The organism is Anoxybacteroides rupiense, assembly GCF_014196195.1.
GTDB classification, from domain to species: Bacteria; Bacillota; Bacilli; order Bacillales; family Anoxybacillaceae; genus Anoxybacteroides; species Anoxybacteroides rupiense.
In genome coordinates this window covers 83,968-101,536 of record NZ_JACIDF010000003.1, presented here as the reverse complement: position 1 = coordinate 101,536, position 17,569 = coordinate 83,968, and the positions used below count along the sequence as shown (strand labels likewise).

Below are 17,569 nucleotides of genomic sequence, written 5' to 3'. Positions count from 1 at the left end.
ATCATTAATCTTCCATCGTCGACAAATCTCCTGTCGGCAAGTTCAATTCCCATGCTTTTAACACGCGGCGCATGATTTTGCCGCTTCGTGTTTTCGGCAATTTATCACGAAACTCAATTTCCCGCGGAGCCGCATGAGCCGCTAATCCTTTCTTGACAAAAAGACGAATATCTTCAATCAATTCCTCAGACGGCTCATAGCCATCGCGCAACGAAATAAAGGCTTTAATAATTTCTCCTCGCACTGGATCAGGCTTTCCAATGACGCCTGCTTCAGCAACAGCCGGATGTTCAACAAGCTTACTTTCTACTTCAAACGGCCCTACGCGCTCTCCTGATGTCATAATCACATCATCAATCCGTCCTTGGAACCAGAAATAACCGTCCTCATCCATATAAGCCGAATCTCCCGACACATACCAATCCCCGATAAAATAAGATTCATATTTTTGCGGATTGTTCCAAATTTCCTTCATCATGGACGGCCAACCTTTGCGGATTGCCAGGTTCCCCATGCGATAAGGAGGCAATTCGTTTCCTTGATCATCAATGATCGCCGCTGTTACTCCAGGAATCGGCTTACCCATTGATCCAGGCTTGATTTCCATACACGGATAATTGCAAATGAGCTGTGCACCCGTTTCTGTCATCCACCACGTATCATGAATGCGGCGATGAAATACCTTTAATCCCCAGCGCACTACTTCCGGATTAAGCGGTTCTCCTACGCTTAAGATATGACGAAGTGAGCTCAAATCAAATTGTTTAATAATTTCATCTCCTGCTCCCATCAGCATTCGAAAAGCCGTCGGAGCGCTGTACCAAACCGTCACGCCGTAATCCTCGATTGTTTGATACCATATTTCCGGGCTGAAGCGTCCCCCGATAATCACGTTGGAAGCACCGCAGAGCCACGGGCCGAAAATTCCGTAAGAGGTTCCTGTTACCCATCCTGGATCCGCCGTGCACCAATATACATCATCCTCTTGTAAATCAAGCACCCATTTCGCTGTTTGATAATGCTGGATCATCGCATTGTGAACATGCAAGACGCCCTTCGGTTTTCCGGTAGAGCCAGATGTATAGTGCAAAATCAATCCATCCTGCCGATCCACCCATTCAACGTCAAAATGCTTACTTGCTTCATTCATGCGCTTTTTGAAGTCGATATATGGACCTTCCTCTTTAATTTGATCTCCCACTAACAAAACATACTTTAAGGCCGGAAGCTCATTGACAGGAACGCGCGGCAGCAATTCCGGAGTGGTGACAATGACCTTCGCTTCGCTGTCTTCCAGGCGATCGCGAACAGCCCCTTCCATAAACGCTTCAAATAATGGCCCAACAATCGCTCCTGTTTTAATTGCTCCAAGAACAGCAAAATACAACTCTGGCGAACGCGGCATAAAAACGAAGACGCGATCTCCTTTTTCTACTTCAGCGACTTGTTTGAATACATTGGCTGCCTTATTCGACCATTCTTTCATTTCTTTGAACGTATATTTTTCCTCGCGCGAAGCATCTCGATAATAAAGTGCGACTTTATTTTTCCGGAATGTCTCTACATGGCGGTCAATCGCCTCATAAGCCATATTTACGCGGCCTGTTTCCGACCATGAAAAATTTTTTTCAGCCTCTGACCAATCAAAATTTCGATAGGTTTCCTCATAATTGGCTAAATTGTGCTCCCCTTGTATGACTGATAGCGTTTCCACTTTCATTCCCCTATTTCCCCCTTATGTAAATGATTACATTTCCATTATAGTATAACTCATATAAATTCTCAATTTTTAAAAAATTAACTTTAAAAACAAAGTTTTTTGAAGTTTTTTTGAAAACGCTTTATCTTTCTTTTTTTCATGTATAATGGAACTGTGAGAAAAGATAACCAGGTGGTGACTGAATGGAACATAAAAAAACATATAATGCCAAAGAACTAAAAACTCCAAGAGGCACGCTGATCATCGAAGGGCCGGTGCCGCCCGAAAAGCTAGCAGCCTATGAATTTCACCATGACTTAACCGCATTCCGACAGCCAGAGCAACAGCATAAAGCACTGATCGAGATTGCTTGCCTTCCTGAAGGAAGGATTATCATCGCCCGCCATCATCACACCATTATCGGCTACGTCACATTTCTTTATCCTGATCCGCTTGAGCGCTGGTCTGAGGGTAACATGAGCAATTTGATCGAACTGGGGGCCATCGAGGTCATTCCTGAATTCCGCGGCTATCAAGTGGGCAAAAACTTGCTTATTGTTTCGATGATGGATGATGCAATGGAAGATTATATTATCATCACGACAGAATATTATTGGCATTGGGATTTAAAAAGAACCGGACTGAATGTGTGGGAATATCGTAAAATCATGGAGAAAATGATGAATGCTGGAGGACTTGTCTGGTATGCGACTGATGATCCTGAAATCTGCTCGCATCCGGCTAACTGCCTTATGGCTCGCATTGGAAAACGAGTCGATCAGGAATCCATTCAAAAGTTCGATCGCCTTCGGTTTATGAACCGTTTTATGTATTAAATCAGCAAACAAAGGGGGAGAAGGTATGATTGTTGAACAAATTATGAAAACAAACATCTTCACACTTCATCCAAACAGTACGATCACAGATGCGATCAACCTAGTCAAGCAGAAGCGCATTCGCCATATTCCGATCGTCGATGAAGAACAGCGCATCTTGGGCATTGTGACAGACCGTGATATTCGTGATGCAAGCCCTTCTATTTTCCATGCCCATGAACATTTAGAAGACTTTGAAAAACCGATTAGCACGCTGATGAAAACAGATGTGATTACAGGCCACCCTCTTGATTTTGTAGAAGAAATTGCGGCGTTATTTTATGAGCACCGAATTAGCTGTTTACCGATTGAAACAGATGGAAAATTAGTAGGAATGGTGACTGAAACGGATTTGCTGTACACGCTTGTACAACTGACAGGAGCGCATCAGCCTGGATCACAGATCGAAGTCAAGGTACCTAATTATAGCGGAATGCTAAGCGAAGTAGCAGCGGTCTTTGCGAAAAGAAATATGAATATTTCCAGCGTCCTTGTCTATCCAGATAGCGATGAACGCTACAAAATTCTTGTATTCCGCATTCAAACCATGAATCCTACCGGAATTATTGCTGATTTAAAAAACGCAGGCTACGCGGTTCTATGGCCAAACCTACCGGGGGTTTCATCATGAAGAAGGATTGTGTGTTCGTATACTCAGATGCATTTCAAACTTACAAATTCAACGATGACCATCCATTTAACCAATTGCGCGTTAAACTCACTTATGATTTGCTCCAAGCTATCGATGCTTTAGAAGACGGACAAATTATTTCACCTCGCATCGCCACAGATGAGGAACTGGAATTGATTCACGACCGTGCTTACATTGAAGCCGTTAAAGCGGCTGGGCAAGGAAAATTAACAGATGAGATCGCCCTGAATTACGGACTGGGGACAGAGGATACCCCTATTTTTCCTAATATGCATGAAGCAAGTGCTTTGCTAGTAGGAGCGACGTTAACAGCTGTGGATTATGTATTATCAGGAAAAGCTGTCCACGCCTTAAGCCTAGGCGGAGGACTCCACCATGGGTTTCGCGGTAAAGCATCGGGATTTTGCATTTATAATGATAGTGCGGTAGCGATTAAATACATTCAAGAACGCTATGGGCTTCGCGTTCTTTATGTGGATACGGATGCCCATCATGGCGACGGAGTACAATGGGCCTTTTACGACGATCCGAATGTCTGTACGTTTTCCATTCATGAAACGGGAAGATATTTGTTCCCTGGAACAGGAAACATTACAGAGCGGGGGCACGGAAAGGGGTATGGGTTCTCATTTAATATTCCCGTCGATGCGTTTACCGAGGATGAATCATGGCTTGATGCTTACACGCAAGCATTGCGAGAAATCGCTGATTTTTTTAAGCCAGATGTCATTTTGACACAAAATGGGGCCGATGCCCACTACTACGATCCGCTTACTCATCTATCTGTCACAACGAAAACTTATCGTGAGATCCCAAGGCTGGCTCATGAAATCGCTCATCAATATTGTGACGGCCGCTGGATTGCCGTCGGTGGAGGCGGCTACGATATTTGGCGCGTCGTACCAAGAGCATGGTCATTCATTTGGCTTGAAATGACTGAACAATCAAACATTTCAGGAAACCTCCCGCAAGCATGGCTTGAAAAATGGCAGCCGTACTCTCCTGTTCCGCTTCCTGAAACATGGGACGATCCAGAAGGATTGTATCCGCCCATTCCACGCAAGGGAGAAATTACTGAAAAAAACGCTCTGACTGTCGAGAAAGCGCTTTATCCCATTCGCAACCAACGTCCCAACATGAAGCAAAGCCTATGAAATTTCATATTTGGCGACATTCCTTGTCTGCCAACCGTTTTCAAGATATTCTCAGTCAGAAAAACAATGGTAGACAAAGTGAAAATTCACTTTGTCTACCACCAAAATCTTTGTTTATTTTGTTGATTCTCGATATTCAATGCGATGCGGCAGCACAACAATATGGTTTTCGACATGCTCTTTATTCATATATTTCGTGAGCAGCCGCATAGCCACCGCGCCGATATCATACATTGGCTGGACAACCGTAGTTAAGCGCGGGCGCACCATTGTCGCAAGCCGGGTATTATCAAACCCGACTACCTCCAATTGGTTTGGCACATGAATGCCATGGTCCTGCGCGCTATGAATCACTCCAAGCGCCATCTCATCTGTACCAGCAAATACGGCTGTTGGTCTATCATGCAATTCCATCATTTTTTCATACGCTTCGATACCCGAATCGTATGAATAGTCTCCTTCAATAATCAGCCCCTCATCATATGCAATTCCTCTCTCCTCAAGCGCACGCCGATAACCTGACAGCTTTTTCTGATTAATTGGATCATCAGCCGGTCCGGTCACATACGCTATGCGTGTATTTCCTTTATCAAGAAGATAGGTCACAGCTTCAAATGCGGCTTGCTCGTAGTCAATGTTTACTGATGGAATCGCATGATTTTGCTCAATGGTCGCCGCCAGCACAATCGGAACGGATGATTTCTGAAATTCGCTTACATGTTCATCCGTCATATTGCCCCCCATGAACACGATTCCATCTACTTGCTTTGCCAGCATCGTATTGAGCAAATGCAACTCTTTCTCTTTGTTTTGATCGGAGTTGCTCAAAATGATATTATATTTATACATCGTAGCAATATCTTCGATTCCTCGCGCTAATTCGGCAAAAAAGATGCTCGAAATATCAGGGATAATCACGCCGACCGTTGTCGTTTTTTTGCTGGCGAGCCCGCGTGCAACAGCGTTTGGCCGATAGCCGAGTCGTTCAATGGCCTCCAATACCTTTTTTCTTGTCGACGGCTTAACATTTGGATTCCCATTAACTACTCGTGATACCGTTGCCATCGACACATTTGCTTCTCGAGCAACATCATAAATGGTTACATTCATTTATCCCACTCCTCTTATACCTCTATTTTATGACAATCGTCATCTTGTCTACTTATTATATTAGCAATATCATACGATACATTATGGAACAATGGCAACGTCTTGACAAATAATTTGTAAATGTTTTCGTATTTTATTCAAACTAAGACCAAAATAAAAAATCCCTTTCACCAGCGCGTATTCGCCCCGATGAAAGGGAAGGGTCGCGTGATTTACGCCTTCACCATTTGCCGTTGAAACGATTTTAATTCTTCCATAAATTCGTTAAATTGAGCAATATCCATTTGCTGAGCTGAATCTGATAAAGCAACGGCTGGATCAGGATGCACCTCGGCCATCACTCCGTCGGCACCGATTGCCAATGCCGCCTTGGCGCAAGGAAGCAATAGATCGCGTCTTCCAGTCGAGTGAGTCACATCGACAAATACCGGCAAATGAGTTTCTTTCTTTAAGATCGGCACAGCAGAAATGTCAAGCGTATTCCGCGTTGCCCGTTCATATGTGCGGATTCCACGCTCGCAAAGAATAATTTGATCATTTCCTTGCGACATAATGTATTCTGCAGCGTTGATAAACTCTTCGATCGTTGCAGCCAGTCCGCGCTTTAGCAATACCGGTTTATTTACTTGGCCGGCCGCCTTTAACAGCTCAAAGTTTTGCATATTGCGCGCACCGATTTGAATGACGTCGATGTAATCAAGGGCTGTTTCAATATCGGCAGGAGTCACGATTTCACTAATGACTGCTAAATCGTATTCGGCAGCAATTCTTTTCAAAATTTTCAGCCCTTCCACTCCAAGTCCTTGGAAGTCATATGGAGATGTTCTTGGCTTGTACGCTCCCCCGCGCAATAATTTTAATCCGTGCTGTTTCACTGCCTTAGCTACTTCAGCCACCTGTTCGTAGCTTTCTACTGCGCAAGGCCCCATCACAAAATATTGATTGCCGTCACCAATTTTTTCACCTTTGATGTTGACAATCGTATTTTCTGGCTTTTTCTTCCGCGAAACAAGCAGCGCTTTGCGATGATCGTCTTCTTGCAGCTCTAAGCCCGCTTTAAAAATTTCTTTAAAAATATGTTTCAACGTCGCCGTTTCAAACGGTCCGTCGTTATATTCAAGAATCAAATCGAGCATCTTTCGCTCACGAACTGGATCATAGCGATAAGTGCCCTGTGTTTCTTTAATTTTCCCAATTTCTTGGACAAGGCGGCCTCGTTCGTTAATCAATTTTAAAATCTGCAAGTTCACTTCGTCGACCCTTGCCCTTAACTCGTCTAATCTGTCGTTGCTCATGCTTTCTCATCCTTTCGTGGTTTATAAAAGTAAAAAAATATGATACATTTCTATTAATTAGACATTATAATCGAAATGGATACAATTGTCACTAAAAAACTTTAGCAATTAAACGCATTTAAGTAATAAAGCAGCATATGACAAATTTTAAAAGAAGGTGAATGGTCCGTGAACAATGAGACAGCCATTTTTGCATTAGATATCGGAACGCGCTCTGTTATTGGGGTTATTTTACAAGAAATGAACGGTGCTTATCAAGTATTTGATGTGATAGCAAAAGAACATGATGAACGAGCCATGCTTGACGGACAAATTCATGATATCCCGGCAGTCTCGAAAACCATTATAGAAATTAAAGAAGCATTGGAAAAAAAATATGGACCGTTGCGACGCGTTTCTGTTGCTGCTGCTGGAAGAGCCTTAAAAACCGAACGGGCTGAAGCGACATTGTGGGTATCCGGAAAGACGATGATCACCAAAGAAGATGTGACGCATTTAGAATTAAGCGCTGTGCAGCAAGCACAAGCAAAATTGGCGGCACAGCAGCAAGAACAAAGCCATCATTACTATTGCGTAGGCTATTCTGTAGTGAACTACAAAATTGACGGACAAGAAATCGGCAGTTTAATTGACCAGCAAGGGACAGAAGCAGCCGTTGAAGTGATCGCCACATTTTTGCCCAAAATTGTGGTCGATTCTCTTCTAGCGGCTTTACAACGCGCCAACCTTGAAATGGAGGCGCTGACCCTTGAGCCAATCGCAGCTATTAATGTGCTGATACCGCCTACGATGCGCCGTTTAAACATTGCGCTCGTCGATATTGGCGCCGGAACTTCAGATATCGCTATCACTGATCTCGGCACCGTAGTGGCTTATGGAATGGTTCCGGTTGCCGGAGATGAGATTACGGAAGCGATTTCAGACCAATATTTATTAGACTTTCCATTGGCTGAACAAACAAAACGCGAGCTTTCCAAAAACACGACCGTCACCATCACAGATATTTTAGGCTTTGAAACAGAAGTGAGCAGTGAAGAAATCGTTGCTTCCATTTCCGAGGCGATTGATCGGCTTGCTCAAGCTATCCGTGATGAAATCTTGCTTTTGAATAACGGAAAGCCTCCAAAAGCCGTTATGTTGGTTGGCGGCGGCAGCTTGACTCCTCAGTTGCCAAAACGACTGGCTAAAATGCTTGAATTGCCGGATCATCGCGTGGCGATCCGAGGAGTAGAAGCCATTCAAAAATTAACAATCAGTCCAGACATCCATCTGCATGGGCCAGAGCTTGTCACCCCCATCGGCATTGCCATTGCATCCCAGCAAAATCCGGTGAAGTATGTTAGCGTCTCTGTCAACGGACAGCTTGTTCGCTTATTTGATATGAAGCAGCTAACCATTGGCGACTGTTTGCTGGCCAGCGGCATTTCCATTCATAAGCTATACGGGAAACCAGGAATGGCTCTTGTTGTCACTGTCAATGGACAAATGATCACCATTCCAGGCACACATGGGCAACCTCCGCTCATTACGAAAAACGGCATTCCAGCTGCTTTAGACACCTCCATTCATGATGGAGACGATATTTTCGTTGAAAAAGGGAAAGACGGGGAAGCTGTGTCCATTTCATTAAGAGATTTAATCGATGAGCTGCCGCGCAAAACCGTCACCATAAATGGAGACACGTATGAAATCAAAGCAGCGGTCTATCAAAACGGACAGGCTGTTTCTTTAGATACATATGTCCATGATCGCGACATCATTACCCTGAAAATGCCAGAAACCATCGAGGAATTGCTGCATAGTCTCAACCTCTCTCAATGGCTGACAAAGCTCAAACCATTTATCGTCTATCTCAATCATTCTCCTATTGAAATCAAAGCATGGGCTGGGACTATTTATAAAAATCAGCTGGAAGCGCGGTTATCATCAAGCTTTGAGGATGGCGACATCATTGAACTTACAGACCAAGCGGCACCAACGCTTCGCGAGCTGGCTGACGCTCAGCAAATCCGTTTGACCTACTCCGTCCCTGTCCGTTTTAATGGAGAGTGGATTACTCTTTCCAAACCTTTGGTGCAAATTTATCGTAACGGACAGCTGCTTCATGAAGAGGATCAAGTTGAAAACGGATCGACTCTGGAACTGGTCGAAAGGAAAATGGAGTCATTTATTTTTCAAGATATTTTTAACTATGTTCAAATTGATATCCCTTCGTCTGCTTCAGCGACTTTCACGTTGCTAAAAAACGGGGAGCGAGTGACATTTTATGAACCTTTGGCTCCGGGGGATGAATTAGAAATGACTTGGGAGCCCATCCATATAAACAAAAAATCATAGGCTGATCCCAAGTGATAGGGGATCAGCCTATAATTTGCCGCTTCAGTTCATCGTACGTAATGCTCCAATGCGAGGTGTGCCATTTAACAGAGCCGTTTGCAAACAGCAACGCTTGAGGCGATTCATGCTTTATGCTGAATGTCTCAGCAATGTAATTGGAAAGTGGCCGTGCTTCTTGCACATATAAATAATACGCGGCCACTTCCGGATGATCCTCTACAAACTTCTCGTACTCCTCGAAAGCCGCTCGACTTATCGGACACGTTAGGCTATGTTTCAATAACAAAAAATGTTTGACTTCTTGAACGATTGGTTCAAATTGTTCTACTGTTTCAAGCTTTTGTTTTCCCACATTTTTCACTCCGCTTCATTCGGATGCTGTTTTTTCTGTTCCGCATCACTCAATGCCTGTTCTGTTTCTTTCAACAATCTGTCAATTGCTTCTTTATTGTTGTCCACTGGAATCCGGATCGCTTCTGTCTCCAGTTCAATTCCTTCATTTTCCTGCTCATTCATGTTGCTTTCCGTGTCTTTGGCTGCCGGTACTCTCTTAGCTACCTCTTTTGTTTTCTCTTTCGCAATTTCCAGCCATTCTGTAGCCTTTGTTTTAATTGGCTCCAAATTCCCTGTCACATTTATTTCTGCTACCCACTTTTTCCCCTTATCGCTTGTGAAAAATAGGGCCGTCGCAGCTCCAACCACCCCGCCAACAATCGCTCCTAGCAAAAAACTCCCGTTATTTTTTCCCATCTTGCATCCTCCTTTTTAGTTTGTTTTTTTTCTTCTTTTCCATTTTCCCCATATTTCTAAAAAAGCATTTCCCCATTGCACCGCTTGAATGACTTTTTGCTCATTGCTCGACAGCTGTTTAGCTAAAGAATCGTTAAACGTTTGGATCGTCGCTCCTACCTGTTTGACGGTGTCAAATAGCCTGTTTAAACTCTCCATTTTTTTCTGTACATCATCAGCTACCGCATTCGTTTTATGCAATAGTTGAGAGGTTTCCGTCCCGATTTCATTCACTTGCTTTTCCATTCCTTCGATTGTTTTCGTCAAGCTTTGCAATGTATCCTGCACTCTTTTCAATGTTTTAACTAAATACACAACTAAAATGAAAAAGGCAATCGCAACCAATGCTACGCTTAAATATAAAATGATTTCCACATTTTTTCCTCCCCAATGCAACCTTTCTTTAAAAGAGACTATTCGACTTCGTATCGACAAATTCCTCCTCTAACATTCTATATAATTTGAAATTTTAACAGACAGGAACATGGCGCAAGCATACACACCAAATCAATGAATGAACATTTCTCGCCACATTGGTAACGCGGCTCTGCATTCGAACAAACAACTGTCGAAAAATGGCGTACATCCCTAGACTGCTCCATCAAAGATGAGACAAACAGGATCAGTAAACATCCACGATCGAAAAAGTTTTGTGACTTGCCTTCCCACACGCATTCACGTGACGAAGGTTAGATTCAAGACGTTTGATCCATTTATGGTTCCGTACAGCAGCTTGTTTCGCCCACCTAAAACGGCCCTCACTCTTTCATACAGCTGGTAAACATATCAAGTGACAGCTATTCTATTCAACAAATTGGGCAAAATAGGATACAATAATTTTGTATACATAGTAGGTAAAGCTTGTTGATGAATCAAAGAAGACAAACGGGACGCCCATGTTCCCCTATGTTTGTCTGGTTGCGACAAACGGCAGGTTCCGTGCTATGCTGACCATGAGATAGAAGACGCTCAGGTTTATCCTTGGCAATTCTGCATTTCTCAAGCAACGTCATGATCACCAATGCCAAAATCAATCGATTCGAATGGGAGGAAGCATAAATGAAAGATCCACGCATTGAGCAATTAGCCAAAACTCTAATTCAATACTCGGTTCGCCTGCAAAAGGGAGAAAAAGTATTAATTGAAAACTTCGGGCTTCAGCGCGAATTTGTCATCGCTCTCGTCCGGGAAGCCTATGCTGCTGGAGGATATCCGTTTGTATTGTTAAAGGATCATCAAATTGATCGAGCTCTTTTACTCGGTGCACAAGAGGAGCAATTTCAAATGATGGCCGACTTCGAAGCAAGCATCATGGCGCAAATGGACGCTTATATCGGGCTTCGGGCCGGTGACAATATTAACGAATTTGCTGATATTCCTGATGATAAAATGCGGCTTCATGGCAAAACCGTCATGCAAAAAGTGCATCGCGATATTCGTGTTCCCAAAACAAAATGGGTGGTGCTCCGTTATCCAAGCCCATCGATGGCTCAGTTGGCAAAAATGAGCACCGAAGCATTTGAAGATTTTTATTTTAATGTGTGCAATCTTGACTATAGCAAAATGGATCGAGCAATGGATGCGCTCGTCGATTTAATGAACAAAACCGATCAAGTGCGCATTACAGGACCAGGAACTGACTTGTCCTTCTCTATTAAGGATATTCCAGCCATTAAATGCTCTGGACAGATGAACATTCCAGATGGCGAAGTATACACGGCTCCTGTTCGTGATTCTGTCAATGGCACTATTTCGTTCAATACGCCGTCTCCTTACCATGGCTTTACATTTGAAAACGTCAAGCTAACGTTTAAAGATGGCCAAATCACGGAAGCAACGGCTAACGATACAGAACGAATGAATCAAATTTTCGATACAGATGAAGGCGCACGCTATATCGGTGAGTTTGCCATCGGCGTCAATCCATACATCCAGCACCCGATGCAGGATATTTTATTTGACGAAAAAATTGACGGAAGCTTTCATTTCACTCCGGGACAGTGCTATGATGATGCATACAACGGCAATCATTCCACCATTCACTGGGACATGGTGATGATTCAACGTCCAGAATACGGCGGCGGTGAAATTTATTTTGATGGAGTGTTAATCCGCAAAGACGGGCGCTTCGTCATACCGGAGCTTGAAGCGCTAAATCCGGAAAATCTCAAATAAGGTGTAATACAAAGAGCCGATTCATTGAATGAATCGGCTCCCCTCTTCTTCAAGCAGAAGAAAAGCACCTAGAATGAGCTCTCGGTGCTATGAATGAACGGTTTGCTCATATGCCTCTTGAAACTTTTGAATATCTCCGGCTCCCATAAATACCAGCACCGCATGCGCATGCTGCTTTAATACCGATGTATCGTCTTCTGTAATCAGGCGAGCATGTGGAATTTTCGCTTGCAAATCATAAATCGACAGCTGTCCCTGATGCTCACGGGCAGAACCAAAAATATCGCACAAATACACCTGATCCGCTTGCTGAAGGCTCTCAGCAAACTCTTGCAAAAAGGTTTGCGTTCTTGTATAGGTGTGTGGCTGAAAGATCGCAACAATTTCACGATTCGGATATTTTTGTCTTGCCGCATCAAGCGTTGCCACAATTTCTCGCGGATGATGAGCATAGTCGTCAATCAAAATTTGATCGCCGATCTCTTTTTCACTAAACCGCCGCTTCACTCCTTGGAACGTTTTTAAACGTTCTTGAATAATGCGCACATCAATTTCTTCATAATGGCAAAGGGCAATGACCGCCAACGCATTGAGCACATTATGATCGCCAAAACGCGGGATTTCAAATGAAGCAAAAAACGTATTGCGAACAAATACATCAAACGAAGTTCCTTCTGTCGTTTTCACGATATTGCGCGCCTGAAAATCGTTGTCATCGCCAAAGCCATAAAACAAAACCGGGACCTTCGCTTGAATTTTTTGCAAATACTCGTCATCCCCGCATGCAATAATCCCCTTTTTCACCTGCATCGCCATCTCCTGAAAAGCGGCAAATACATCATCAATATTCGCAAAATAATCTGGATGATCAAAGTCAATGTTCGTCATAATCGCATAATCAGGGAAATACGATAAAAAGTGACGCCGATATTCGCAAGCTTCAAACACAAAATATTGGCTTCCTTCTACTCCTTTTCCAGTTCCATCCCCAATTAAATACGAGGTCGGTTTCGCTCCTTGCATCACATGAGCCAACAGCCCTGTCGTCGATGTTTTCCCATGTGCTCCTGTCACGGCAACACTTGTGAATTTTTGCAAAAAATCGCCCAAAAATCGATGATAACGAATAACAGGAACCCCTAATTCATGTGCCGCTTGAATTTCTTCATGCGTATCCGCAAATGCATTTCCAGCAATCACTGTACAGCCAGGGCGAATGTTCTCCCTGCTAAACGGAAAAATGGGAATTCCCCGCTCTTCTAGCGCTCTTTGTGTAAAAAAACGCTTTTCAACATCTGATCCTTGAACAATATACTTCATATCATGAAGAATTTGTGCTAACGCGCTCATTCCTGTTCCTTTAATGCCCACGAAATGGTAAACAGTCATATCGAAGACCTCCAACAATCGTCTGTCTGAACCTTTACGCCATAAAAATCGGCTCAATACGGAACCGATTGGTCTGGTTCGAGCATGATCGCTGTTTGATTCTGCTCATCTCCTTTGCAGAATCAAGCGACACTTTCCTCTGTAACACAGTATATGATGCTCCTATAGATTTGTCATTTGCCTGCTATATGTATTCTCACATTTCATCATTATATCACTGTTTTTCGTCAAAGACTATGATGAAAAAGGAAAACTGATAGTAGTCCTCTCTCTATCAGTTTTCCCCGCTTTCCTATATTGTATTGCCTTTACTCTACTTTTTCTAAACGAGGATTGGGGCGATATCGCCGCCCTGCCTTAGCTTGATGCTTGCCGTTTAACAGTACGTTATCTCCTGTAAAGCCAATATGAATTTTTAACAGGCTGCTCCCTACTCCATACATATCAACAGGAACCCCCTGTTGTTCAAATTCGATAATGCGTTGTTCATTAAATCCGCCGCTTACCACAATTTTAACATGTTCAAATCCTTCGCGGTCCAATGCTTCCCGCAGCGCAAAAATAAGCGGAGGATTCACCCCGCGCGGATCGAACGTCCCCAGCACTTCCGGATGACGGATAAAATATTGATCGATCATCGTACGTGATGTATCGACACGCACTCCTTTTAATTTATCGCCAAATTCCCTAGCTACACGAAGCGCATCTGTAATACAGTCATTATTATAATCGACAAGAACAACTAAATCGTCCTCTGGATACTTCGCATAATACGCTTTCGCGGCCGCTACGACATCCCCATCAAACAATTGAATCAGCGCATGAGGCATCGTTCCCATCCCTTGCTTGCCCCACCATTCATTCATCGCATGAGTCGCTTGGGCCGTAGAACCGCCGATAAAAGCGGCATAACCATCGCCAGCTTGTTGCGTATAATGGTCATCACGATCCCCCATAAAAATAATCGGTTTTTGCACTCCAGAAAGCGCAGCCGCTTTTACAACGTTATATACGTTTGTCGCTACCGATGTGCGGCGCGCCAAAATACCGTCAATAATCCCTTCCAGATAGCCAAAATTTTGATAAGGCCCCGTAATGGTGAGCACCGTTTCAAACGGACTTATTTTGTCTCCGTCTTTTAGCGAGTAAATTTCTAATTTTTCCGGCTCATCGGCAAAAGTTTTAACGAGTGCAATCACTTCATCCGTGCCGCATAGCACCGCATGCTCTTTTTGGAAAAATTGCATGGTGACGATGTTATCTGGGCAAAATTCGCGCACGATTTCCCTCGTTTTCAAAAAATATACAGCGGAAAACCAGCCATCGCGAATACGCTCATCAAACTTGAATGTCTGGTTGGTTAATCTCTTAATTTTTCCCTGTAATTTCAATTCAATTTCCTTCATATTCTGCTCCCTCGCCTGCTCTAATTTATATAGCCGATATGAATTATGTCACACCATGATACGAACACCAATAGAAAAACTGACACCCCGTAAGGAAAAGGGAAAATCCCCCTTTCCTTACTGCTTCGCATGAGCGCTGTCAGAAAATCCATCTGCTATATAGTCAATCATATCATATGACCTTCTTGCAAATGAGCCAACTCTTCTTCCGTAATCAATACATCACGCGGCTTACTGCCTCGCGCCTCCGAAATGATTCCCTGCTCCTCCATCATCTCCATCAGTCGCGCCGCGCGGTTATAACCGATGCGGAAACGGCGCTGCAAGCTTGAGGTAGACGCTCCTCCTTGCTGTACAACAAATTCGCATGCTTCATAAAACAGTTCATCCTCTTCGTTTGATAAAGACGCCTGTTTTAAAAAGTCATCCTGTTCGAATAAATAAGCTGGGGACATTTGCTGCTTCACATGGGACACCACTCGCTCGATCTCCTCATCGGACACAAAATTTCCTTGTATGCGCACCGTTTTCGATGTTCCATTCTCTAAAAACAGCATATCGCCACGTCCAAGCAACTTTTCGGCCCCGTTTGTATCAATGATGGTCCGGGAATCGACTTGAGAAGAAACAGAAAAGGCGATTCTTGTCGGAATGTTTGCTTTAATTAAGCCTGTAATGACATCAACAGATGGGCGCTGTGTCGCCACGATTAAATGGATTCCGCATGCTCTCGCTTTTTGGGCAATCCGGCAAATGGCTTCCTCGACATCTGTTGGGGCAACCATCATTAAATCTGCTAGCTCATCAATGATAATGACGATATACGGAAGATGGTGCTCTGGTGTCTGCTCTCTTCTCACCAGCTCGTTATATTTTTGAATATCCCTTACTCCAGTGTGAGCAAACAAGCTGTACCGCCGCTCCATTTCTTCAACTGCCCACTTTAATGCCCCTGTCGCTGCTTTGACATCGGTCACCACCGGACTGACAAGATGCGGGATGTCATTATATGGAGCGAGCTCCACCATTTTTGGATCAATTAATAATAATTTTACTTCATGAGGCGCCGCTTTATAAAGCAAACTGACAAGCATGGCATTGATGCAGACGCTTTTTCCTGAACCCGTTGCCCCGGCAATTAACCCATGCGGCATTTTCTTTAAGTCTGTCACCATTGGCATCCCCGATAAATCCAGGCCGAGCGCAACCGTCAGTGGCGAAGAACTTGCTCTAAAAGCTTCACTTTGCAAAATTTCACGGATCAATACTGGACGGCTTTGAGCGTTCGGCACTTCAATCCCAATCGTGCTTTTTCCAGGAATCGGCGCTTCGATGCGAATATCTTTTGCTGCTAGACTTAGTTTAATATCATCGGATAAGCTTGTAATTTTGTTCACCTTCACCCCCGGTGCCGGCTGCACTTCAAATCTTGTTACGGTCGGCCCTTGAGCTACATGAACCACTTTGGCTCCCACATTGAAATTGGCAAACGTCTCATTAAGCTGGGCACATTGATGATCCATCCATTCTTTATCATTCTCTTTTTGCTCCAACGGGGGCTGCAGCAATTCAAGCTGTGGAAAACGGTAAGCGGGTTCCCCTTGTTTTTTCTCTTTTTTTCGCGCCTCCCATTTTTCCCGATCTTGCTTGAGCATCATGACATTATACGGAATGCGAGAAGACGGGCGCTGTGTCGGCGCTTGTTTTTCTTGTGGTTCGTTCGATAAAGACGCTTCCGCATTTTGCTCCTCTGTCTTCGCTTTCTTCTCCTCTTCTGACGGTCTCCCGTCTTGCTCCTCTGATGGGCGAACATCAAGAAGCTGTTCCTCCTCACTATCCGCCACTTCTTCAATAGCAGAGGGCTGTGCCTCCTCTTCATCGCTTAAAGCTAATGATTCCCCAAGCGACGGCTGATGTCCGATCGGCTCCTCTTCTTTCTCGCTTCCATGCTCTTTTTCATCAGGTAGATCCATGATGTATGTAATAGGGAGGTCCAGATGATGGCTCAAAAGCGAATCCTGCTTCTCCTCAGGGAGTTCCGTCTCACTATCCCGCTTTTCCGGCTGCATTGGCTGCGGCCGTCCTTTATAACCGTAAATCGGCGAAGGTACTTCTGAAGGTCGGAAAGGACGCTTTTCCATCGCAGGACTTTCAGGTTCCCTTCTCGGCTTTTCCCTTCTTTCTTGTCTTTCTTCTGCTTCATCATACGTTTTGCTGCTTCTTTTACGACGCGTTGACGCTTCATCAGGAATCAACGGAAACCGAAACTTTCCAGTTGGATACTGATAAGTCACTTTCACATCGAGTTCAGCAGCTGTTTTCTCGATGGGCTGTTCTTTCCGCTCAATCGGCGGCTGCCTATCCTCTTCCTGCAACAAATAACGAACAAGCCGTTTTAACCATTTCATCTAGAATTCACTCTTTCTATTCTCTTTTCAACTCTCTATTTTACCAATTATAAAAAAAAAGTCACTAGAAGGATGCCTAGTGACTGAAATAAACTGCCCTCCACCGATGCTTCGCTTAAAGGTGGGAACTTCAAGCGACTTGTGCATGTTCGCTTTCCTTCGTTCCGAAGGGGTCCGTTTGAACGATAGAGGATCCTATCCGTTGGCGATCGCCGACCGAAATTCATCTCCCATTGTCGTTCAGCTTCGCAAAACTTAGAAGTGGAAAACTTCTTTCAGA

General features: G+C 44.0%; 14 protein-coding genes. 5 read left to right on the top strand and 9 right to left on the bottom strand.

Translation table 11 applies throughout. From position 1 onward, the window contains the following. Window positions 1-4 precede the first annotated feature (4 nt). Window positions 5-1,720, bottom strand: coding sequence for an acetate--CoA ligase (gene acsA / locus GGQ95_RS06470; protein WP_080862053.1), 1,716 nt, complete (start codon window positions 1,718-1,720; stop codon window positions 5-7). A gap of 182 nt (window positions 1,721-1,902) precedes the next feature. Between acsA and GGQ95_RS06465 the strand changes: the two genes are divergently transcribed. The 3 genes from GGQ95_RS06465 to GGQ95_RS06455 are packed head-to-tail and all read left to right on the top strand — an operon-like array spanning window position 1,903 to window position 4,380. After that, window positions 1,903-2,535 carry a GNAT family N-acetyltransferase gene (locus GGQ95_RS06465; RefSeq protein ID WP_044745909.1) on the top strand — a complete coding sequence of 211 codons (633 nt, stop codon included), beginning with the start codon at window positions 1,903-1,905 and terminating at the stop codon, window positions 2,533-2,535. A 25-nt stretch (window positions 2,536-2,560) separates the two neighbouring features. Beyond that, window positions 2,561-3,205, top strand: coding sequence for an acetoin utilization AcuB family protein (locus tag GGQ95_RS06460; protein WP_159720268.1), 645 nt, complete (start codon window positions 2,561-2,563; stop codon window positions 3,203-3,205). Then, the gene (locus tag GGQ95_RS06455; RefSeq protein WP_066150159.1) at window positions 3,202-4,380 is read left to right on the top strand and encodes an acetoin utilization protein AcuC; all 1,179 of its coding nucleotides are present in this window, start codon (window positions 3,202-3,204) and stop codon (window positions 4,378-4,380) included. The genes GGQ95_RS06460 and GGQ95_RS06455 overlap by 4 nt, the downstream gene beginning before the upstream one ends. Window positions 4,381-4,494: 114 nt before the next feature. Here GGQ95_RS06455 and ccpA read toward each other — a convergent pair whose 3' ends face one another. Beyond that, window positions 4,495-5,490, bottom strand: a complete 996-nt coding sequence (ccpA, locus tag GGQ95_RS06450) for a catabolite control protein A (protein ID WP_044745906.1) — start codon at window positions 5,488-5,490, stop codon at window positions 4,495-4,497. A 212-nt stretch (window positions 5,491-5,702) separates the two neighbouring features. Continuing rightward, window positions 5,703-6,785, bottom strand: coding sequence for a bifunctional 3-deoxy-7-phosphoheptulonate synthase/chorismate mutase (locus tag GGQ95_RS06445; RefSeq protein WP_066150156.1), 1,083 nt, complete (start codon window positions 6,783-6,785; stop codon window positions 5,703-5,705). Between the two features lie 168 nt (window positions 6,786-6,953). Between GGQ95_RS06445 and GGQ95_RS06440 the strand changes: the two genes are divergently transcribed. After that, on the top strand, window positions 6,954-9,122 hold the full coding sequence (locus GGQ95_RS06440) for a cell division protein FtsA (RefSeq protein WP_183186509.1): 2,169 nt from the start codon (window positions 6,954-6,956) through the stop codon (window positions 9,120-9,122). A gap of 22 nt (window positions 9,123-9,144) precedes the next feature. Here GGQ95_RS06440 and ytxJ read toward each other — a convergent pair whose 3' ends face one another. From ytxJ to GGQ95_RS06425, 3 genes are read right to left on the bottom strand one after another with little or no spacing between them, the layout of a single operon-like run. Then, on the bottom strand, window positions 9,145-9,474 hold the full coding sequence (gene ytxJ, locus GGQ95_RS06435) for a bacillithiol system redox-active protein YtxJ (protein WP_183186508.1): 330 nt from the start codon (window positions 9,472-9,474) through the stop codon (window positions 9,145-9,147). Window positions 9,475-9,479: 5 nt separating this feature from the next. Beyond that, window positions 9,480-9,872 (bottom strand): YtxH domain-containing protein, encoded by a 393-nt coding sequence (locus GGQ95_RS06430; protein ID WP_183186507.1) that lies wholly within the window; start codon window positions 9,870-9,872, stop codon window positions 9,480-9,482. A gap of 15 nt (window positions 9,873-9,887) precedes the next feature. Beyond that, window positions 9,888-10,286, bottom strand: a complete 399-nt coding sequence (locus GGQ95_RS06425; protein WP_066150144.1) for a DUF948 domain-containing protein — start codon at window positions 10,284-10,286, stop codon at window positions 9,888-9,890. A 684-nt stretch (window positions 10,287-10,970) separates the two neighbouring features. Between GGQ95_RS06425 and GGQ95_RS06420 the strand changes: the two genes are divergently transcribed. Beyond that, complete coding sequence (locus tag GGQ95_RS06420; protein ID WP_183186506.1) at window positions 10,971-12,086, top strand: aminopeptidase; 1,116 nt, start codon at window positions 10,971-10,973, stop codon at window positions 12,084-12,086. Window positions 12,087-12,173: 87 nt separating this feature from the next. On the opposite strand, the gene murC is transcribed toward GGQ95_RS06420, so the two are convergent. From murC to GGQ95_RS06405, 3 genes are all read right to left on the bottom strand, one after another. Continuing rightward, window positions 12,174-13,475, bottom strand: a complete 1,302-nt coding sequence (murC, locus tag GGQ95_RS06415) for a UDP-N-acetylmuramate--L-alanine ligase (RefSeq protein WP_044745899.1) — start codon at window positions 13,473-13,475, stop codon at window positions 12,174-12,176. A 308-nt stretch (window positions 13,476-13,783) separates the two neighbouring features. After that, a complete protein-coding gene (locus tag GGQ95_RS06410) occupies window positions 13,784-14,881 on the bottom strand; it encodes a nicotinate phosphoribosyltransferase (protein WP_066150138.1) in 1,098 nt (365 codons plus the stop codon). Between the two features lie 167 nt (window positions 14,882-15,048). Continuing rightward, window positions 15,049-17,289 (bottom strand): DNA translocase FtsK, encoded by a 2,241-nt coding sequence (locus GGQ95_RS06405; protein WP_183186505.1) that lies wholly within the window; start codon window positions 17,287-17,289, stop codon window positions 15,049-15,051. Between the last annotated feature and the right edge of the window lie 280 nt (window positions 17,290-17,569).